We start from the raw sequence: 19830 nt of genomic DNA, 5'->3' as shown, positions 1-19830 counted from the left end.
CTGGTCAGCGTTGCAGCTGCCGGAGGGCGCCGCCGGGCACACTAGTGTCCGGCGGCGCCCTCGCTGTTTGTTGCGCCGTTCCGTGGGTCCGGGCCGCGGCCCGGCGGCTGGACCGCGCCGCGGCTCCGGCCTCGTGAGAGTATGAAGCCATGAGCGATCCGAACGACACTCAGCCCGACGGCGGGGTCCCCTTCGAGGGCACCACCCTGGAGCCCCGGCCGGCCGGGGCAGACGGAAAAGTTGCCCGCGACCATCCGCTGGGGCCCGGCCAGTCCGGGGCACCGGAGGGACAGGGACGACCTGTCGAGCCCGCGGGGGCACGCCCCAAGTCCAGCCAGCTCCAGGACCTCGTTGACGAACCCGCGAAGGTGATGCGGATCGGCACCATGATGAAGCAGCTCCTGGACGAAGTGAGGTCCGCCCCTCTCGATGACGCGGCGCGGCTCCGGCTGGCAGAGATCCATGAACGCTCCATCAAGGAACTGGAAGACGGCCTCGCGCCGGAACTGGTCGAGGAGCTGGAACGGATCACTCTTCCGTTCCCCGGGGAGGGAACCCCCTCGGACGCGGAACTGCGGATCGCGCAGGCCCAGCTGGTCGGCTGGCTGGAGGGCCTCTTCCACGGCATCCAGACCGCCCTCGCGGCCCAGCATGCCGCCCGGGACCACGCCGTGGCGCAGGCACAGCTCCGCCAGTTGCCTCCCGGAACAGTGATTGCGCCCGGGGTGGTGATCGGCGAGAACGGGGAACCCCAGCGCGCCGCGGCACCCAAGCCCGGCGCGGTTCACCCGCAGCCTGCCGTCCCGGCAGATCCGGACCACGGTCCCGGCCAATACCTGTAAGGGACCCTTGGGATTCTTCAGCGCCGCCCGGCAGGGGCGGAAAGACGACGCCGAACTCGGCAAAGGGCTCTGGCGCCGCGCCCATGACCGGTTCACCCGGGGCCTGGACCGCTATCACCAGGTCCTCGCGGGGGTGGAGGATGACGCCCTCTATGCCGAACTCCTGGAGATCGCCGACGAACTCACGGCGCTCTCCTTGCGGGTCCGGCAGATCTGCGTGGAGGCCCAGCGGCGCGCACCCAGCGAAGGACTCGACATTCCCGGGAGACTGGGAGGAGTCCACCGCGCCCTGTCCACGGCCGGCAACTCCCTGGCGACCACGGCCGAAGCAGCCGCGATGCTCCGGCTCGCCGTCGGCCCTGCCGAGCCCGGCGCGGAGTCGGTCCGGCGCCGCGCCGAATCGGTGCTGGACCAGGTCACCGACGCCGAACGCCGCCTGGCGGAGACGGCCGCACCCGACTGACAGTCCCCGGTTGCCTTGGCGCTGGCCCGAAATTCCCGGTTAAGCGCCTAGCTTAGCTGCGCCCTAAACGCTGGCGGTATGGCGGGTACGTTGGCAGGATAGTTAGATGACTTTTTCACCGGTACTGACTTTCAATGACGGCAACACCATTCCCCAGCTTGGCTATGGAGTGTGGCAGGTTGAAGACGACGTCGCCGAGAAGGTGGTTGTCCAGGCTTTCGAGGCCGGCTTCCGCCACATCGACACCGCCAAGATCTACGGCAATGAAGCGGGGGTGGGACGGGCTATCGAGCGCTCCGGCCTCAAGCCCGAGGAAATCTTCATCACCACCAAGCTGTGGAACGCGGACCAAGGCTACGAGTCCACGCTGAAGGCCTTCGAGGAATCCATGGAACGCCTGGGCCTGGAGACCCTGGACATGTACCTGATCCACTGGATGCAGCCCAAGCAGGACAAGTACGTGGACACCTGGAAGGCTCTGATCGAGCTGCAGAAGCAGGGCCGCGTCAAGACCATTGGTGTCTCCAACTTTACGAAGGAAGGCCTGGAGCGCCTGATCGACGAGACCGGCGTCGTGCCGGCCATCAACCAGATCGAACTGCATCCCTTCTTCAACCAGGCCGAGCTGCGCGAGTTCAACGCCTCCAAGGGCATCCTCACCCAGGCATGGTCGCCGCTGGGCCAGGGCGGGGAGCTGCTGGAGAGTGCCATCATCGGCCAGATCGCGGCCAAGCATAACGCCACTCCGGCGCAGGTCGTCATCGCCTGGCACCTGGCTATCGGCAACGTTGTTATCCCCAAGTCCGTGACCGAATCCCGCATCCGCGAGAACTACGCCGCGCTGGATGTCAGCCTGGACGAGACGGATGTGCAGGCCATCAACGGCATGGACAACTCGGCCGAGGGCGCCGGCCGCATCGGCGCCGACCCGGCAGTCGCCGACTTCGCCTAAGCCAACCCGGCCTCACAGCCGTACGACGCCGCGAGGACCGCAACTGGGCCTTCACCCGATCCGGGTGGGGGCCCATTTTGCGGCCCGGTGCCCCTGCGGAACCCGGCTAAGCGGCCCTCCGCCCTTCCTTCACCGGCACCGCGTCAACGATGGCCCAGCCGTGCTCGTCGGCCACCCGGCGGCTGGCGAAGCGTTCGGCGTCGGAAACGTCGTCGAAGGTCTCGGTGCGGATGCGGCCGCAGTCCGTGTCCAGGTACGTGACTTCAAAGTACTGGTTGGTTTCCATGCATTAAGTGTGGCGCCGGCCTCCGACACTATCCGGTCATCAGTGCGGTGTGTTGCCAAGCCGCAGCACCCGTTCCCGGGCAAGGTCCTCGGTACGGCGCGCCTTGGCCGCTGCCCGTGCTGCCTGCTGCGCCCGGGCTGCGGCCAGTTCGCGCCGCTTCCTGACGGCTTTGAGCTCCTGCTCGCGCGCTGCGAGCTGTTCCCGGAGCGTTCGCACCGCGTCGGCGAGGTCGGTGGCCAGGGCCGTGGCCTCGGACAGCTCCTCTTCCTGCTGCCGGCCTTCCCGGGCGGCCGCTCCAGCGGCATCTTCCGCATCCTTGAGCAGAGCCCGGGCCCGTACCAGCGCGGAGGGAGTGGACCTCCGCGGTTCCTGCCGGACAGCGCGCAACCGGGGCTGCTCCGCCGCTGCACCGGCTGCAGTCCCGGTCCCGGCCGCGGTTCCGGTCCGTACCTCTTCCCGGGGTGCGCCGGGCGTGGGAACCGGTCCGGCCGTGGCGGTAAGCGCCAGGGCGGGCAGCGCCACGGCACCTGAAACGTCCACCACGTCCACACCGTCGGCGGACAACCCCCGGAGCAGGCGGCCGGACTGCACGGCGGCCGCGGCCCCCTGATCTGCTGTCGCCGCGCGTAACGTCGATTCCACCTCCGCCGCGATCGCGCCGCTGATCTTCCGGCCCTGCTGTTCGGCGATCTCCCTTGCTGCCTTGACGGCGGTGGCCAGGAGCCGGCGCCGTTCGTGTCCCAGCCGCCGGAGTTCCGCTGCGTCGAGGGAGGATTGCGCGGCACGCATCGACGTCCCCAGCCCGGCGAGTTCCCGCAGGGTCTCAGGCTGCCGGGCGGCAAGCATGTTCACCGTCCACGCCGCCACGGACGGTTTGGGCAGGGACCGCACCTCTGCGGCGAGGGACCGCTGCTCTTTCGCGGCAGCCGCGTCCTTGGCAGCAGCTGTCCGTGCGGCGACAAAATCGTCGAACGGAAGGGCATAGAGCCGCGCCACGACGTCCGCCAGCCCCTGCTCTCCCATGCAAGAATCATAGAAGCCCGGCCCCGGCGATGCCGCCACCACCGGGCGGTTCGGACGGATAGGGACATACATGACCGACATAGCGGGGCTCCCGGCCCACATCCTGCTCATCCACGCCGTCGTTGTGCTGGCCCCGGTCGCCGGTCTCGCCGCCATCGCTTACGCCGCGGCGCCCCGCTGGCGCGGTTACCTGGCCTGGCCGCTGGGTGTGCTGTCCCTGGGCCTGGTTCCCTTGTCCCTCATCACCGCGGAGGCCGGGGAACAGCTGGAGGAGGCCCGCCCCTCCTCGGCTTTGATCCGGGAGCATGCGGAACAGGGGGACGTGCTGAAGGCCGTTTCTGTGGTGTTCTTTGTCATTGTTGCGGCGACGCTGGTCGCGAGCTACGAGCCCATCGGGCGGCGTTTCGCCTTCCTGGGGAGCCTGCGGACCAACCGCGTTGTCCGGCTGTCGCTGCTGGTCGTCGCGGCGGCAGCCGGTGCCTTCTTCATTTACCAGAGCGTCATTACCGGCCATTCCGGCGCTGCCTCCGTCTGGTCCCCTTGAGCGGACCATCACGAGGCCCCGGCAGTACGCCGCACAGTCTTTCCGATCAGGCCTCCAGCGCCGCGGCGGGCGCCGCCGCCGGCACCTTCCCATGGCACCTCCGCCGCGCCTCCGAGGCCCTGCAGGCCCTCGACGTCAGCCCGGAGACCGGTCTGGACTCGGACGAGGCGGACCGGCGCCTGGGCCTCTACGGCGCCAACGAACTCCGTTCCGCGCCCCCGGTGCCGCTATGGCGAAAGATTGTCCGGCAGTTCCAGGACCCGCTGATCTACCTGCTGCTCGCGGCCATCGCCATCTCGGTCTTTGCCTGGGCGGTGGAAGGCGCCTCCGGCGTGCCGATTGACGCGTTGGTGATCGGGGCCGTGGTCCTCTTCAACGGCGTCCTCGGCTTCGTGCAGGAAAACAAAGCCGAGAGCGCCGTCGCGGCGCTGAGGCTGATGACGGCAGCGAACTCCACGGTGCTGCGGGACGGCCAACTGACAACGGTGCCGTCCTCGGGGTTGGTGCGCGGTGACATCCTGGTCCTCAACGAGGGGGATTCTGTCGGCGCCGACGCCCGGCTGATGACGGCAAGTTCCCTGGGTGTCGCCGAGTCCTCGCTCACCGGAGAAAGCTCGCCCGTCTTCAAGAACCCCCGGGTCCTCAGCGGCGAGGTCCCCCTCGGCGACCGGCTGAACATGGTCTACAAGGGGACCGCCGTGGCGCAGGGCTTGGGTCGCGCGGTGGTGACCGCAACCGCGATGGACACCGAGGTCGGCGCGATTGCCGGCATGCTGGCGGCCGCTGAGGACGCCCCCACCCCGCTGCAGCGCGAAATCGCGGGCGTCAGCAAGTTGCTCGGCATCACCGTGATCGCGATCGCCGTCGTCGTGATGGCCACGATCATCATCGTCAACGGCGTGTCCACGCTGAGCGGGCTTGTCACCGTCCTGCTGCTGGGCGTCTCGCTCGCGGTGGCGGCCGTACCCGAAGGGCTGCCCGCCATCCTGTCCGTGGTGCTCGCCATCGGTGTCCAGAACATGGCCAAACGCAACGCGGTGGTCAAGGAGCTGCACTCGGTGGAAACCCTTGGCTCCGCTTCGGTCATCGCCTCGGACAAGACAGGAACGCTCACCCGCAACGAGATGACCATTTGCAGGATCACCACCGCCTCCGGCCAGGTCGAGCTCACCGGCGTCGGGTACCGGCCGGAGGGCGGTGTGCTCCACAACGGCCACGAAGTTCGTGATCCGGCCCTGCTCCGGGAAGCACACATGGTGCTGGCCGGGGGCTCCTTCGCCAACAACGCGCAGCTCCGGGAGCGCAACGGCGAATGGCAGATCCAGGGCGACCCGACGGAAGCGGCGTTCCTCGTCGCTGCCCGGAAGCTTGCCGGGGTCACAGACAGAATCGGGGAGTTCGACCGGCAAGGCGAGATTCCCTTCACCTCGGAGCGGAAGCTGATGTCCGCGCTGGCACATCACCGGGAGGGCGGCACCCTGTCCCTCGTCACCAAGGGCGCCCCGGATGTCCTGCTGGAACACTGCACCGGACTGCAGCTCGGCGGGGTGGTCGTTCCGATGGACGCGGACCGCCGAGCCCGGGCGCTGGGCGATGTCGAGGAGCTCTCCTCGCAGGCCTTCCGCACGCTCGGCGTGGCCTACCGCCAGTACACCGAGGCGGACCGTCACGAAACGGACGTACTCGACGAGGAAGACGAGAGCACGCTCGTCTACGTCGGCGTCGTCGGAATCCTGGACCCGCCCCGGGCAGAAGCGGCCTCCGCGGTGGCCGAAGCGCGGCGGGCGGGGATCCGCGTCGTGATGATCACCGGCGACCACCCGCTCAGCGCGGCACGGATCGCCGGCGACCTTGGGATCGCCAAGCCGGGGGAGCGGGCGGTCACCGGCGCGGAGCTGGACGAACTGGACGAGGACGGGCTGCGGGCGCTCACCCGGAACAGCTCGGTGTATGCGCGGGTGGCACCGCAGAACAAACTGCAGATCATCACCTCCCTGCAGGCCCAAGGCAATGTGGTCGCGATGACCGGCGACGGCGTCAATGACGCACCGGCGCTGAAAACCGCTGACATCGGCATCGCCATGGGCGTCACGGGCACCGAGGTGACCAAAGAGGCCTCGAACATGATCCTCGGCGACGACAACTTCGCCACGATCGTCTCCGCGGTGCGCCAGGGCCGGGTCATCTTCGAGAACATAGAAAAATTCCTGCGCTACCTGCTGTCCTCGAACATGGGCGAGGTGTTCACGGTCTTCCTTGGCGTCGTGTTTGCCGGCGCCATGGGCCTGGCCGGCGCGAGCCCCGGCGAAGTCGCGGTGCCGTTGCTGGCCACGCAGATCCTGTGGATCAATCTCGTGACCGACTCCGGCCCCGCTCTGGCGATGGGCGTTGACCCGGAAATCGACGACGTCATGGCGCGCCGGCCCCGACAAAGCGGCGACCGGATCCTCGGCACGCGCATGTGGCTGGGTATCCTGAGCATCGGCCTGGTCATGGGCGTTACATCCCTGCTGACCATCGATATCTTCCTGCCCGGCGGGCTGGTCCCCGGCGGCACTGACTCGCTCGATGTCGCACGGACCGCCGGCTTCACCACCCTCGTGTTCGCCCAGCTGTTCAACGCCTTCAACTCCCGTTCGGAGACGACATCGGCCTTCCGCCGGCTCTTCGTGAACAAGTGGCTCTGGGGGTCGGTGCTGCTGGCGGCGGTGCTTCAGGTGGCGGTCGTCGAGTTGCCGTTCCTGCAGCGGGCCTTCGGGACGGCGTCCCTGGACCCCGGCCACTGGGCCGTTTGCGTCGCGATGGCGTCGACCGTGCTGTGGTTCGATGAACTCCGCAAGATCGTCCTTCGGGCGGGCGGGCGACGCCGGGAGGCGCCGTCCCGCGGCTGAGGAACGAGGCCGGTTCCCGGCCCGAGAGCTGGCGCTAGGGCTTGCCGGACCGTCGGAGCGCCATAATCAGCACGGCGAACGCGACCGCCTGCAGGACCGCGACGGCGGTGATCAGCAGCGCACGGGTGTCATAAAGCGCGCCGTACAGCGCCCCTCCAGCCAACGCCCCGGCCCCTTCGAAAGCGGCGAAGACGCCGTATGCCGTGCCCTGGCGCAGTTCCGGGACGAGATCCGCGACCAGCGCCTTGACGGTCGAGTCCTGGATGCCCATGGCGATGCCCCAGGCGAGCACACCACAAAGCGCCAGCCCGATCCCCGGCGCCAGGGCAAGCACCGGCACCGCAACGGTCAGCAGGGGAATGGCCAAAAGAACCCTGCCGCCGGAGCGGTCGTAGATGACGCCGCTGGCGAGGGCGCCCAGGGCCGCCGCCGCCATCGCGCCGGCGTACAGCAGCGCGACCGCCGCCACCGGAACCGCCGCCGCCGTCGTGAGGTGGAACGAAATAACGCCAAAGGCGACCAGCCCCGCGCTCCAGAAGAAAGCGGCGACGGCAAACAGGGCAAAGCTCCCGGTGAACAACGGCACGGGCCGGCCTGCGGCGCCGGGGGACCTCGGGTCGACGGCCTCCTGTACGCCCCAACCGGCTTCGAGCGACGGCGGCTGCCGTGTGCCGGGGCCCGGTACACGGCGGCGCATCCTGAACAGCAGGAACATGGCTGCCGCTGCCGGAACTGACAGCATCGCGAAGGCGGCCGTCAGGTCGCCGCTGGCCGCCAACGCAAAGGCGACCAGGACCGGCCCGAGCAAGGCTCCGACAAGGTCCAGGGACTTGTGCACGGCGAAACCGCGGCCGCGGCCGACGGGCTTGGCGACTCCGGCCAGCAGCACGGTCTTCGCCGGGCTGCGGACGGCTTTCCCGACCCTGTCCCCGATAATCAGCGCAGCGGCTAGAACCAGCCCGGATTCTCCGGCCCAGGACGCGACGGCGAGCAGGGGCACACAGACTGCCGTCAGCGCATATCCGGCCAGCGTAAAGGTCCAGTAGCGGCGGGTCCGGTCCGCCCAGGGCCCGAAAATCAGCCGGAGCCCCTGCGCGGCAGCTTCGGCTCCGCCCGTGACGAGGCCGACGAGCAGCGCGGAGGCGCCCAGCTGGGCGAGCAGGGGACCGGCCAACGGCCGGGCGCCGTCCGAGACGACGTCGGCGGCCAGGCTGACGAGGCCAAAGCCAATCACCGGGCCCCAGACAGTCCGGCGGGTGGCACCGGGCAGGCCGGACCGACCTACCCGCTCCCGGGCTGGCAAGCTTCGGTGGCGACCGCCCATTTCCCAAGAATTGCGGACGCTCGGGGGAAGGACAAGTGGTGCGGAAATCCGCTGCCCGCTAAGGGGTCTTCCAGTTATCCCGGAAAGTCCCAGCGCATGCAGCAGAGCCTTCGGCTTCGGGGACGCCCGTTACTGCCAGGCCCTGACGTAGTCGACCTTCATCTCGGAGGCGGGCCCGTACGCGGTGCTGGCACTGGCCTTGCCAACGTTCAGCACGAGGTACTGGGGGGCGTTGCCGTCGTCGGTGGGGAAGGACTTGACCTTCACCCCGTCGACGTAAACCTCGGAGAGGTTTCCCTTCCGCCACAGGCCGTACGTGTGGTACTCGTTCCCCCAGTTGCCGGCAATGGTGCCCTGGTTGTGGGTTCCGGAGCCCGAGTGGTAGTTCGACGTCAGCTTTCCCTTGAGTACTTCGGCGATGTCGTTCTCGCCGGTGGCCGGCCAGGACTGTCCGGTGGTCCACCATGCAGGCCAGTTGTGCAGCACCGTCCCGTTACCGGGGAAGGAGATGCGGGCCTCGGTGTAGCCGGTCCGGAACTCGTAGCCGGCGGTGGCGGCGTCTTTCGGGTTTGACGACACCAGGCTGCCGGTGCCGGCGTCCGAAAGTTTCAGCGAGAGGTTTCCGCCGCCGACAGAGACGTTGGCCGGGTCGGTCTTGACCTTGTTCATGGTGCCGCCGCCGAACCAGGAACTCGACCATTTGCTGGTATCCAGGGTGGTTCCGTTGAAGTCATCGTTGAAGGTCTGCGACCATGCGCCGGGGACGCCCAGGGGCATCAGCGCGGAGCCGGTCGACGCCGGCACCACCGCCGCGGGTGCGGCAGCCGCTGCGGGAACCACTGCAGCGGCCGGGGCGGGCACAGCAGCCGCTGCGGGCGCCGGCGCTGCCGGGGCAGGCTCGGCTGCCGCTGCGGGAGCCACGGCAGCGGCCGGGGCGGGTGCTTCGGCGGGCGCAGGTGCTGCTTGGAGCGTGCAGGGCGGAACGCCGTCGCTGATCTTGAGCGTGCACTTGTAGGTGCCCGTGGCGGCAGTGGGGGCAGCCGGGGCTGCCCCCGGGGCCGCGACGGCGCCGAGGGACGCCGTGAGGGACAGCACGGCCGCGACGGCCGCACCGGAAAACAAAGTTGTGCGTTTCTTCATGTACTACTCCTGGAGCTCACGCTCTGTTGGTGGCGTCGTCCCGCACAGCGCTGAAGGCGCGTGGCAGGACGGAATACGCCGTTTTTCATGGCCGCACCGAGGATATTCACCGGCGCGCCGGGCTTTCGGCCGTGCACGTCATCCAGGCAGCGAAGTGCCTCCTTGGGCGCCCTGAGGGCAGGCGCCACCCGGGTGGGGGCAAAAAAGATCGGCCCCGGCGACACGCCGGGGCCGATAGATGAAGACCAGAGCTTCCTGCCAGAATCGAACTGGCGACCTTCTCATTACGAGTGAGACGCTCTACCAACTGAGCTAAGGAAGCAACCGCCTGAAATGTCCGGGTGGCCCGGGCGCTTCATGCCAGAGACAACTGTAGTAGAGTCCTCCGGCCCCGGTCAAAATGAGTGTCGAACGCCTCAGCAGACGGTATTGTCCGCCGGGGTCTTCCCGTCGACGAGGTAGCCGTCCACGGCATTGCCGACGCAGTCGTTGGAGCGGCCATACGCTGTGTGGCCCTCGCCCTGCCACGTCAGCAGCGAGGCGTTACCCAGCTGCTTGCGCAGCTCGCTCGCCCATTCCACCGGGGTGGCCGGGTCGCCGGTGGTGCCGATCACCAGGATGTCGGTCGAACCCTTGTAGTCCACCGGTGCCGGGGTCCGGACATTTTGGTACGGCCACTCCTTGCAGTTCGTGCCGCCGTAGGCAAAGTACTTTCCGAAGGTGGGCGAATCCAGCCGGAGCTGCTGGTCGTCGGCACGCATGCCCGCGGTGTCCGTGACCATCGGGTAGTCCAGGCAGTTGATGGCGCTGAAGGCAAAGGTGCTGTTCGACGAATAGCTGCCGTCGGGTTCACGTTCGGCATTGAAGTCGGCCAGCCTCAGGAACGGCGAAGCGTCATTCTTCAGGGCCGCACCGAGGGCCTGCGTGAGCAACGGCCAGTTGTCGTCGTTGTACAGCGGGACGATCATGCCGGTGACCAGGGTGGACGCCGAGACCGTCCTGCCGTCCTTGGCGCGCATGGGGTTCGCCTCCACGGCGGCGATCAGGTCCCGGATCTGCTGGATCCCGTTGTCGACCCCGCCGCTGAGCGGGCAGCCGTCGGACTGGAGGCAGTTTTCCACGTAGGCGCGGAGGGCTTTTTCGAAGGCTTTGGCCTGCCCGCTGGTGAGTTCCTCATAGCTGAGGGACGGGTCCATCGCGCCGTCCAGGACCATCGCGCCGACGTTGTCAGGGAACAGCGAGGCGTAGGTCGACCCGAGGAACGTCCCGTAGGAGAACCCCATGTAGTTCAGCTTCGTGTCGTTCAGGGCAGCCCGCAGGATGTCGAGGTCCTTGGCGGAGCTCTCGGTGTCGACCTTGCCGAGGACGGGCCCGGTCTTCTCCTCGCACTTGGCGGCGATCACCTGGTTGTCCGCCAGGGTTTCGGCCAGGCCGGCCTCGGTGTCCAGATCGTAGATCTTCGCGCGGGAGGCGTCGCGTTCCTCGTCCGTCAGGCAGGCGACCGGGGCGGAGCGATTCACGCCGCGCGGATCGAAGCCCACGATGTCAAAGTTGGCGCGGAGCTTGTCCGAGAAGTGCGTGGATCCGGCATCCTTGACGAAGTCATAGCCGGAGCCGCCGGGCCCGCCCGGGTTGATGAGCAGGCTCCCCTTGCTGCCGCCCTCCGTGGCCAGCTTGAGCGCCGCGATCTCGATGCTCTCGCCGTCAGGCTTGCTGTAGTCCAGCGGAACCTTGATCTTGGCGCACTGGAAATCCGACTCGCAGGCGGACCAATTGACCTTCTGCGTGTAATAGCTGCGAAGTTCGGCGGGCGCGGAGGACGCGATCTCCGGATTCGGTGTGCTGGCGTTTTTGGCCCCGCTGTCGCCGGCACCGAACAGGGTGCACGAGGAGAGCACCGCGGCCAGGGCCATGGCGCCGGCTGCCCGCATGCCGATACCAAGGGATCGGGATCTGGCGGGCACTGCTCGTGCAGACTTCATACGGTTCTCCTTGGAGGATCGGAACGGAGCGGAGGGGCTGCCACGTCACACCGGACCGGTGCTGGGGGCTGGGCTGAAAGTCGGTTCATCCGGGACGGGTCTCTCTATGATCCCTCAGATGAGGCTCGCGGCCATGGACTCGATGGCCAGCAGCGGAGCCACGTTGGAAGTCGTGATCCGTTTGCGGGCCTTGTTGATGGCGTCCATGCGGGCAAGCGTCGTTTCGGCGGATGACTGGCGGGCGAACTCCACGAGTTCGCTCCTGAGTTCAACGTTGACCAGTTCCACGGCGTTCCCCATCTGGATGATCAGCACATCCCGGTAGAAGGACAGCAGATCGGTCAGCGTGCGGTCGAGGGAGTCCGTCACCGAACGCTTGGCGCGGCGTTTCTGGTCGTCCTCGAGCTGCTTCACCTGCCCCCGCATGGCCGGCGGCAGGGTGCCGCTCTCGGGCGCTCCCAGGGTGGCGAGCAGGGCGGCCTTTTCGGCCGCGTCGCGCTCATCGTTGGAGCTGTTGGCTTCCTCGGTGGCGATCTTGACGAGCTTTTCCGCCATCAGCACTGCGGCGGTAACGCCCCGAAGGCCCAAGGGGAACCGCACTGTTTCGAGCCGCCGCTCGCGCGCTTCGGGATCCCGTGCCAGCCGGCGGGCGATCCCCACATGGCTTTGCGCCGCCCGGGCCGCACGTTCGGCGACGGCCGGGTCGACGCCGTCGCGTTTGACCAGCAGGGCCGCGACGTCGGCTGCGGGCGGAAGCCGCAACGCCACCGCCCGGCATCGGGAGCGGATGGTGACAAGGACGTCGGCCGGGGAGGGCGCGCACAGCATCCAGATGGTGCGGGGAGTAGGTTCCTCGATCGCCTTGAGCAGCACGTTGGTGGTGCGTTCCGCCATCCGGTCCGCGTCCTCCACGACGATGATGCGCCAGCGCGCCGAGGACGGCCGGTTCCCGGCGGTGGAGACCAGCTCGCGGGCCTCGTCGATGGTGATGGTGACCTTTTCGGTGCGCACGAACGCGACGTCGGAGTGGGTTTCACCCAGGATGGTCAGGCAGGCCGCGCATTCACCGCAGCCGCGCAGGGTGACATCGTCCTGGTCGCAGTTCAACGCGGCGGCGAACGCCTTTGCCGCGTTGGACCGGCCGGAACCCGGCGGACCGGTGAAAAGCCACGCATGGGTGAGGCCGTCGCCCTCGGCAGCCTGGCGCAGTTGGGCCACAACAGCCGGCTGGCCCTGGAGGTCGTCCCAGACGCTCATGCGCTCACGCCCCGGGGGAGGCCCAGCAGCGAGTCGACCCGTTCGAGGATCCGCACCGCCAGCTGGTCGACGGGGAGATGGGCGGGGAGGACGAGGTACTGCTCGGGCCGGGCCGCGGCGAGGGCCAGGAACGCAGTCCGGATCCTGGCGTGGAACTCGTCCGCCTCGGACTCCAGCCGGTCCTCGGCCGCATCGCCTGCGGTGCGCCGCCGGCGGCCGACCGCGGGGTCAACGTCGAGCAGCACCGTGAGGTCCGGCTGCAGGCCCGAGGTGGCCCATTCGTTGAGATCCCGGACGGCGTCGGTACCAAGGTCCCGGCCGGCGCCCTGGTAGGCGACCGACGAGTCGATGTAACGGTCGGTGAGAACGATCTCGCCGCGGTCCAGGGCAGGGCGGATGACCTGGCTGGCGTGGGCGGCGCGGGAGGCGGCAAAGATCAGGGCTTCGGTGTGCGCATCGATGTGGCCGTGGCCGTGGTCCAGGACCAGGGAACGCAGCTTTTCGCCGATCGGAGTGCCGCCCGGCTCCCTGGTCCGCAGCACCTTGAGGCCGCGCGATTCAAGCGCCGCGGCCAGCTCAGCTGCCTGCGTGGACTTGCCGGCGCCGTCGCCGCCCTCGAAGGCGATAAACAGTCCGGGGTTATGGGTAGTCACCGCTCTAGCCTACCGACAATCCCTGACAGTCACGCCCCGGACGTAACGCCTTGGCCGCCCTGCGGGGCGCCGAAGTACCCTGTGACCATGAGTCTTTCCGAAGCGCAGGCAGCCTCCCTCTCCGCGGAAACGGTGGTCGTGGCCGCGGGCCGCCCGCCGCGTGAACGCGATGAACCGGTCAACCCCCCGCTGGTGCTCTCCTCGACCTATTTCGGCACGGGCCCGCTGGGCGACGGCGACCGCGGCTACGGGCGGTACTCCAACCCCACCTGGGACCCCTTCGAGGAGGCCCTCGGCCAGCTGGAGGGAGCCGGGCTGCCCGGTCTGCTCTACGCGTCCGGCCTCGCCGCCGTCAGTTCAGCACTGTCCCTGGTTCCTGCCGGAGGAGTGCTGGTTATGCCGTCCCACAGCTACGCCGGATCCCTGGTGATGGCCACGGAACTTGCCGGGAAGGGCTTCCTGGAACTGCGCACGGTGGACATCGCGGACACCGACGCGGTCCTGGCGCAGCTCGCGCCGGCGGACGGGCGCCCCGCCAGCATGCTCTGGCTGGAGAGCCCCACCAACCCGATGCTGGGCGTCGCGGACATCCGTGCGCTGACAACAGCCGCTCACGCGGCGGGCGCCGTCGTCGTCACGGACAACACCTTCTCCACCCCGCTGGTGCAGCAGCCGCTGGCCCTGGGATCCGACGTCGTCCTGCACTCGGTGACGAAATACCTCTCCGGCCATTCCGACGTCGTGCTGGGCGCCCTGGTGACGTCCGACGTCGGGCTCCGCGCCACGCTGCTGCACCACCGCACCATCCACGGCGGGATCGCCGGGCCGTTCGAGGCCTGGCTGGCGCTGCGCGGGCTGCGCACCCTGGCCCTGCGCGTCGAGCGCTCGCAGGCCTCGGCGGCCGTGCTGGCCGAGCGGCTGAGCGCGCACCCCAGGGTCGGCAGCATCCGTTTCCCGGGCCTGCCCTCGGATCCCGGCCACATACGGGCGAAGAGCCAGATGAAGGGATTCGGCTCGGTGCTGTGCATCGAAATGGCCCCTGTGGCCGGCCGCGGTGGCAGCCTCAGCGGTGCCGATGCCGCGGACCGGATGATCCGGGCCCTGAAGCTTTGGCTGCCGGCCACCTCCCTCGGAGGAGTGGAGTCGCTCATAGAACGGCGGCGCCGGCACACGGCCGAACCGGCCAGTGTGCCGGACAACCTGGTCCGGATGAGCGTGGGAATCGAAAACGTCGAGGACCTTTGGGCCGATTTGGAGCAGGCCTTGGCCAGTTTGGACGGCTAGGCTGGGGGCATGGACGGAAGAGCGCTTATTTACTATGTCGAGACAGGGGTCTACTTTCTCCTGGCCCTCGTAGCCCTGGCCCTTGAGGTGTGGGCTTTCTTCGACTGCCTGCGGCACAAGGCGAACGCTTTTGAAGCCGTCTCCAAGCGCACCAAAACTTTCTGGCTGGCCGTCACCGGCGGCGCCATGGCCGTGGGCCTGCTCTCCCTCCTGGGCGGCGGTGGCGGAGGCCTCCTGGGCCCGCTGGGACTCTTCGGACTCGTCGCCGTGACGGCGGCCTCCGTGTACCTCGCCGATGTCCGCCCCGCCGTCAAGGACGCGGGCCGCGGCGGAAGCCGCAACATGGGTCCCTACGGCCCCTGGTAGTCCCCACCGGCCCCCTAAGCTCGCAAGCTCGCTCAGGGAATCCTGCCGGCGTGGGCCCAGCCCGGCGCGACGGCGTCCCAGCCGACCGTCAGCTCACCCAGCCGCCACCGGGCCGGACCGTCCTGGACCGGCCACCCGGCGTCGAGCAGTGCCCGGCACATGGCCGTCCAGCGCTGCCGGTTCCCGAAGGACGCCAGCGGCGCAGCCTCCAGCCAGGCCTTGTCCATGGCCTGCAGGAAGGCATGGATCCTTTCGCGCGGCACGTTGCGGTGGATAAGGGCCTTCGGCAGCCGCTCGGCCACCTCCGAGGGCAGGTCAAAACTGCCGAAGCGCATGGACAGGCTCAGGCTCAGCGGCCGCTCGGCGTCCAGTGCCACCCACGTGACCCGGCGGCCGATCTCGTCGCAGGTGCCGTCGATGAACAGCCCGTCCGGGGCCAGCCTTCCCTGCACCAGGCGCCAGATGGCCGCGACGTCGGCTTCCTCGTACTGCCGCAGCACGTTGAACGCCCGCACCAGGACGGGCCGGCCGGCCACCGGCAGTTCGAAGCCGCCCAGCTGGAAGCTCAGCCCGGGCCGTGCCAGTTCCTGGGCCAGCCGGACCCGGTCTGGCTCGATTTCGATGCCGACCACCCGCACGTCGGGCCGGACCGCGGAGAGCCGTTCAAAGAGTTCGACGGCGGTGGCCGGGGACGCACCGTAGCCCAGATCGACGACGAGGGGATCAGCCGCCGCGCGCAGCCGCCAGGCCTGCGGGCCGGTCAGCCAGCGGTCCAGCCGCCGCATCCGGTTGGGGTTGGTGGTGCCGCGGGTAATGTTGCCCACCGGCCTGCCCGCGCGGGGTCCGTTTTTGGCCACGCCGCGTTTTTCCATGCCGCGTTTTTCCATCACATGGGTTTGCGGGGACGCGACCCGCTCAGCCTTCTGCACCACCAGCCCACCCTATCCTCCGACATCCTCCGACGCGGGGTCAGTTCCGGCCCATGCGGCGCCGCATGATGGGCGCGGAGTGACCCCGCGTCGTGGTGTGGCGGCGGTGATGTAACGCGCGGCACTGTCCGTGGCTGCTCAGCTAGGATAAAAACCATGACTTATAAGCTGATTTTGCTGCGCCACGGCCACAGCGAATGGAACGCCAAGAACCTGTTCACCGGCTGGGTGGACGTTGACCTCAACGACCAGGGCCGGGCCGAGGCGATCCGCGGCGGCGAGCTTCTCGTGGAGCACAACATCCTCCCGGACGTCCTGTACACCTCGCTGCTGAAGCGGGCCATCAACACCGCCAACATGACCCTCGACAAGGCCGACCGCGGCTGGATCCCGGTCAAGCGGGACTGGCGGCTCAACGAGCGCCATTACGGCGCCCTGCAGGGCAAGGACAAGGCCCAGACCCTCGCCGAATACGGCGAGGAGCAGTTCATGACGTGGCGCCGGTCCTACGACACCCCGCCGCCGCCCCTCTCCGACGACTCCGAGTTCTCCCAGGCGCATGATCCGCGCTACGCGGACCTCGGCGATGAGCTGCCCCGCACCGAGTGCCTCAAGGACGTCCTGGTCCGCCTGCTGCCGTACTGGGAATCGGATATCAAGGAAGACCTCAAGGCCGGCAAAACAGTGCTGGTCACGGCCCACGGCAACTCGCTGCGCGCCCTCGTCAAGCACCTGGACGGCATCAGCGACGAAGCCATTTCCGGTCTGAACATCCCCACGGGCATCCCGCTGGTCTACGAACTGGACGAGAACTTCGAGCCGTTGAACCCGGGCGGCACCTACCTTGATCCCGAGGCCGCTGCCGAGGCGATCCAGGCAGTCGCCAACCAGGGCAAGAAGTAGCGCTTCGACGCATCACCGACGGAACGTACGACGCCGGCCGGTCACCTCGCAAGGTGACCGGCCGGCGTCGTACGTTCTGCTGTCAGGCTCCGCTCTCCGGACGCTGTTGTCCCGTCCCGGGAAGAGCTAGCTGTGCTCGATGCCGTTCGGCTGCCAGGCGCCGGTGACGAGGTAGGTGACCTTCTGCGCCACGGAGACGCCGTGGTCCGCGAAACGCTCGAAGTAGCGGCTGGCGAGGGCGACGTCGACGGTCGTGGCGGGGGACTCGTGCCAGTCCGTGCGGGCGATGGCCTGGAAGACGCTCAGGTGTAGGTCGTTCACCGCGCTGTTGGCCTTCAGGATGTCCCGGGCCACTTCAAGGTCCCGGGTTTCCAGCAGCACCGTGAGCTTCCGCGCGATCAGCAGGTCATGCTCGGCGAAGCTTCGGAAGGTCTCACGCAGCTGGGCGGGAACCACGGTGGCGGGGTAGCGGAGACGGGCAAGCTGGGCGAGGTGCCGGGCGAGGTCGCCCATCCGCTCCAGGGAGGCGCTCATCCGGAGGGACCCCACGATCATCCGCAGGTCGCTGGCCACGGGGCCCTGCAGGGCGAGGATGTCGATGGCGCGCTCGTCCAGGCTGTTCTGCAGGAAGTCGATCCGCGCATCGGCCGCGATGACGTCCTCGGCCAGGTCGATATCGGCGCCCTCGAAGGCAGTCGTGGCTTTCTCAATGGCCTCGCTGACCAGCGTTGAGATTTCGACGAGCTGTTCCCCCACTTGGGCGAGCTCTTCCTGAAAAACCTTGCGCACGTGTGCGTCCTTTCCTTGGAAACAATGCCAGCCACCACAGTGGCGGGCCCATCTCGGTTCACCTCTCGGCGCTTCAACTGTCCAGTCTTCCAGCGTCCGGTGAACTGTTACGCCCCAATAGATGAACGTTAGCTGAACCGGAGTGGGAATAGCGGGAGATTACAGTTTCCGACGCGGGGCAGAGCATAAGCTGGAGCCGTGGACCCAATGCTTATCGGTGTGATCGCCGGCCTCATCGGCCTGTCGCTTGGCGTCTTCGGCGTGCTTGCCTTCCGGGTCAGCGAGCAGCAGCGCAAACTCGTGGACGTCGAGTTCGAGGATCCCTCCCTTCCCGAAGGCGCCGCCGAGGTGCTGGCCGCCGTCGGCCGGGCGTTTGTGGTGGTGGACGCGATCGACGGCGTCGTCCGCGCCAGCCCCGCCGCGTACGCCTACGGCCTGGTGCGGGGCCACACGCTGGTCCATGAGCAGCTGCTGGAGATGACGGCGAAAGTGCGGCGCGACGGCGTCATCCTCGAACGAATGCTTGAACTGCCGCGGGGCCCGCTGGGGCAGGGAACCATCGTGGTCCAGGTGCGTGCGGCCGTGATCGCGGAGGAATACATCCTTCTGCTCGCCGACGACCGGACCGAGGTCACCCGCACGGAGGAAGTCCGCAACGACTTCGTCGCCAACGTGTCCCACGAACTGAAGACACCGGTCGGCGCTATCTCGCTGCTGGCCGAGGCTCTCGAATCCTCCGCCGATGACCCGGAAGCCGTGCGCCGCTTCGCCAAACGCACCCACAAGGAATCCGCCCGCCTGGCGGCCCTGGTGCAGGACATCATCGAACTCTCCCGGCTGCAGGGCTCCAACGTCGCAAAGCAGGGCCGGGCGGTGGACATCAACACCGTCGTCGCCGAGGCGGTGGACCGGTCGCAGCTGCCAGCGGAAAGCAAGAACATCGACCTCGTGGTGGGCGGGCACTCGGACGCGATGGTCTACGGGGACCAGGACCAGCTGGTGACGGCGCTGCGGAACCTGATCGACAACGCCATCCGCTACTCCCCGGAAAACACCAGGGTCGGCATCGGCATCCGAGCCAAGGGCGGCCTCGTCGCCGTCTCCGTCACGGACCAGGGCGAGGGGCTCAGCCCCGAGGACCAGGAACGCGTCTTCGAACGCTTCTACCGCGTGGACGCCGCCCGCTCACGCCATACCGGCGGCACCGGCCTTGGCCTGAGCATCGTCAAGCACGTGGTCGCCAACCACGGCGGCGAGGTGACCCTGTGGTCCCAGCCCGGGCACGGCTCCACCTTCACCATCCGGCTTCCGGAGCTGGAAGGGCAGGACCTCGACGGCGTCTCCGACGCGGGCGAGCCGGCGGACCGGGCGGCCACCCAGGCCGCGGCCCACGGCCCGTCCCAGCACCCCAGACCAACACGACGGGACGCCGCCGGCGCCCATGAGCAAGGAGCTACCGCTTGAGCAGGATTCTGATTGTCGAGGACGAAGAGTCGTTCAGCGACCCGCTGTCCTACCTGTTGGGCAAGGAAGGGTTCGAGGTGGAGGTAGTGGACAACGGACTGGACGCCATTACCGAGTTCGACCGCAACGGCGCCGATCTGGTGCTGCTGGACCTGCAGCTGCCCGGCCAGTCGGGCACCGAGGTCTGCCGGCAGCTGAGGCAGCGCTCGTCCGTCCCGGTCATCATGTTGACGGCGAAGGACGCGGAGATCGACAAGGTCGTCGGGCTGGAACTCGGCGCCGACGACTACGTCACCAAGCCGTACTCGTCACGGGAGCTGGTGGCCCGCGTGAGGGCCGTGCTGCGCCGCCAGGGCGAGCCCGAGGAACTGGTCTCCAGTACCGTGCAGGCCGGTCCGGTCCGGATGGATATCGAACGGCATGTCGTCACGGTCAATAGCGAACAGGTTTCCCTGCCGCTGAAGGAATTTGAGCTGCTGGAAATGCTGCTGCGGAACTCCGGCCGGGTCCTGACCCGCGGGCAGCTGATCGACCGGGTCTGGGGTTCGGACTATGTGGGGGACACCAAGACCCTCGATGTCCACGTCAAGCGGCTCCGCAGCAAGATTGAACCGGATCCCTCGGCGCCGCGGCACCTGATCACGGTCCGCGGCCTGGGCTACAAGTTCGAGCCCTGAGCCCGGCAGCTCAATAGCCCGGACAAGGCCGAGCGCGCACAGAACATACAGAAAAGGAGGG

General features: G+C 68.3%; 19 protein-coding genes and 1 tRNA gene. 10 read left to right on the top strand and 10 right to left on the bottom strand.

From position 1 onward, the window contains the following. Nucleotides 1–149: 149 nt before the first annotated feature. The 3 genes from ABIB29_RS18920 to ABIB29_RS18910 all read left to right on the top strand — a co-directional run bounded on the left by ABIB29_RS18920 (nucleotide 150) and on the right by ABIB29_RS18910 (nucleotide 2257). Nucleotides 150–842, top strand: coding sequence for a bacterial proteasome activator family protein (locus ABIB29_RS18920; RefSeq protein WP_354174452.1), 693 nt, complete (start codon nucleotides 150–152; stop codon nucleotides 840–842). Nucleotides 843–849: 7 nt separating this feature from the next. Continuing rightward, nucleotides 850–1305 (top strand): hypothetical protein, encoded by a 456-nt coding sequence (locus ABIB29_RS18915; protein WP_354174450.1) that lies wholly within the window; start codon nucleotides 850–852, stop codon nucleotides 1303–1305. Between the two features lie 106 nt (nucleotides 1306–1411). Beyond that, nucleotides 1412–2257 carry an aldo/keto reductase gene (locus ABIB29_RS18910; RefSeq protein ID WP_354174448.1) on the top strand — a complete coding sequence of 282 codons (846 nt, stop codon included), beginning with the start codon at nucleotides 1412–1414 and terminating at the stop codon, nucleotides 2255–2257. A 106-nt stretch (nucleotides 2258–2363) separates the two neighbouring features. Here the strand turns inward: ABIB29_RS18910 and ABIB29_RS18905 are convergent, their stop codons facing one another. Both ABIB29_RS18905 and ABIB29_RS18900 read right to left on the bottom strand, forming a co-directional pair. After that, nucleotides 2364–2543 carry a hypothetical protein gene (locus ABIB29_RS18905; protein WP_354174447.1) on the bottom strand — a complete coding sequence of 60 codons (180 nt, stop codon included), beginning with the start codon at nucleotides 2541–2543 and terminating at the stop codon, nucleotides 2364–2366. A gap of 39 nt (nucleotides 2544–2582) precedes the next feature. Next, on the bottom strand, nucleotides 2583–3566 hold the full coding sequence (locus ABIB29_RS18900) for a hypothetical protein (protein ID WP_354174445.1): 984 nt from the start codon (nucleotides 3564–3566) through the stop codon (nucleotides 2583–2585). A 70-nt stretch (nucleotides 3567–3636) separates the two neighbouring features. Between ABIB29_RS18900 and ABIB29_RS18895 the strand changes: the two genes are divergently transcribed. Both ABIB29_RS18895 and ABIB29_RS18890 read left to right on the top strand, forming a co-directional pair. Further along, on the top strand, nucleotides 3637–4110 hold the full coding sequence (locus ABIB29_RS18895; RefSeq protein WP_354174443.1) for a hypothetical protein: 474 nt from the start codon (nucleotides 3637–3639) through the stop codon (nucleotides 4108–4110). Further along, complete coding sequence (locus tag ABIB29_RS18890) at nucleotides 4107–7001, top strand: cation-translocating P-type ATPase (protein WP_354174441.1); 2895 nt, start codon at nucleotides 4107–4109, stop codon at nucleotides 6999–7001. Before ABIB29_RS18895 ends, ABIB29_RS18890 begins: the two co-directional genes overlap by 4 nt. A 34-nt stretch (nucleotides 7002–7035) precedes the next feature. Here ABIB29_RS18890 and ABIB29_RS18885 read toward each other — a convergent pair whose 3' ends face one another. The 6 genes from ABIB29_RS18885 to tmk form a co-directional block, all read right to left on the bottom strand. Continuing rightward, nucleotides 7036–8235: an MFS transporter gene (locus tag ABIB29_RS18885; protein WP_354174439.1), complete on the bottom strand. Its 1200-nt coding sequence runs from the start codon at nucleotides 8233–8235 to the stop codon at nucleotides 7036–7038. A 219-nt stretch (nucleotides 8236–8454) separates the two neighbouring features. After that, nucleotides 8455–9465: a glycoside hydrolase family 16 protein gene (locus ABIB29_RS18880; protein WP_354174437.1), complete on the bottom strand. Its 1011-nt coding sequence runs from the start codon at nucleotides 9463–9465 to the stop codon at nucleotides 8455–8457. A gap of 249 nt (nucleotides 9466–9714) precedes the next feature. Further along, nucleotides 9715–9787, bottom strand: a tRNA-Thr gene (locus tag ABIB29_RS18875). A 94-nt stretch (nucleotides 9788–9881) separates the two neighbouring features. Next, complete coding sequence (locus ABIB29_RS18870; protein WP_354174434.1) at nucleotides 9882–11447, bottom strand: alpha/beta hydrolase; 1566 nt, start codon at nucleotides 11445–11447, stop codon at nucleotides 9882–9884. A 114-nt stretch (nucleotides 11448–11561) separates the two neighbouring features. Next, a complete protein-coding gene (locus ABIB29_RS18865; RefSeq protein WP_354174432.1) occupies nucleotides 11562–12704 on the bottom strand; it encodes a DNA polymerase III subunit delta' in 1143 nt (380 codons plus the stop codon). Then, a complete protein-coding gene (gene tmk, locus ABIB29_RS18860; protein WP_354174431.1) occupies nucleotides 12701–13357 on the bottom strand; it encodes a dTMP kinase in 657 nt (218 codons plus the stop codon). Before tmk ends, ABIB29_RS18865 begins: the two co-directional genes overlap by 4 nt. 87 nt (nucleotides 13358–13444) lie before the next feature. Here tmk and ABIB29_RS18855 point away from each other — a divergent pair, with 87 nt between their 5' ends. Together ABIB29_RS18855 and ABIB29_RS18850 are read left to right on the top strand one after the other, a co-directional pair. Further along, the gene (locus tag ABIB29_RS18855; RefSeq protein WP_354174429.1) at nucleotides 13445–14641 is read left to right on the top strand and encodes a trans-sulfuration enzyme family protein; all 1197 of its coding nucleotides are present in this window, start codon (nucleotides 13445–13447) and stop codon (nucleotides 14639–14641) included. A 9-nt stretch (nucleotides 14642–14650) separates the two neighbouring features. Next, nucleotides 14651–15007, top strand: coding sequence for a DUF2516 family protein (locus ABIB29_RS18850; RefSeq protein ID WP_354174427.1), 357 nt, complete (start codon nucleotides 14651–14653; stop codon nucleotides 15005–15007). A gap of 32 nt (nucleotides 15008–15039) precedes the next feature. On the opposite strand, the gene ABIB29_RS18845 is transcribed toward ABIB29_RS18850, so the two are convergent. Next, on the bottom strand, nucleotides 15040–15894 hold the full coding sequence (locus ABIB29_RS18845; protein ID WP_502915656.1) for a class I SAM-dependent methyltransferase: 855 nt from the start codon (nucleotides 15892–15894) through the stop codon (nucleotides 15040–15042). 198 nt (nucleotides 15895–16092) lie between these two features. Here ABIB29_RS18845 and ABIB29_RS18840 point away from each other — a divergent pair, with 198 nt between their 5' ends. Further along, complete coding sequence (locus ABIB29_RS18840; RefSeq protein ID WP_354174425.1) at nucleotides 16093–16839, top strand: phosphoglyceromutase; 747 nt, start codon at nucleotides 16093–16095, stop codon at nucleotides 16837–16839. 126 nt (nucleotides 16840–16965) lie between these two features. Here the strand turns inward: ABIB29_RS18840 and phoU are convergent, their stop codons facing one another. Continuing rightward, a complete protein-coding gene (phoU, locus tag ABIB29_RS18835) occupies nucleotides 16966–17628 on the bottom strand; it encodes a phosphate signaling complex protein PhoU (RefSeq protein WP_354174423.1) in 663 nt (220 codons plus the stop codon). A gap of 207 nt (nucleotides 17629–17835) precedes the next feature. On the opposite strand from phoU, the gene ABIB29_RS18830 reads away from it, so the two are divergent. Then, nucleotides 17836–19092 carry a sensor histidine kinase gene (locus tag ABIB29_RS18830; protein WP_354174468.1) on the top strand — a complete coding sequence of 419 codons (1257 nt, stop codon included), beginning with the start codon at nucleotides 17836–17838 and terminating at the stop codon, nucleotides 19090–19092. Then, nucleotides 19089–19769, top strand: a complete 681-nt coding sequence (locus tag ABIB29_RS18825; RefSeq protein WP_354174422.1) for a response regulator — start codon at nucleotides 19089–19091, stop codon at nucleotides 19767–19769. Before ABIB29_RS18830 ends, ABIB29_RS18825 begins: the two co-directional genes overlap by 4 nt. The last annotated feature ends 61 nt before the right edge of the window (nucleotides 19770–19830 follow it).

Origin of the sequence: Arthrobacter sp. UYEF36, assembly GCF_040547025.1 — a bacterium.
Taxonomy (GTDB): domain Bacteria; phylum Actinomycetota; class Actinomycetes; order Actinomycetales; family Micrococcaceae; genus Arthrobacter.
Note: the sequence above shows the minus strand (reverse complement) of the source record. Positions and strands in the feature narration are given on the sequence as shown.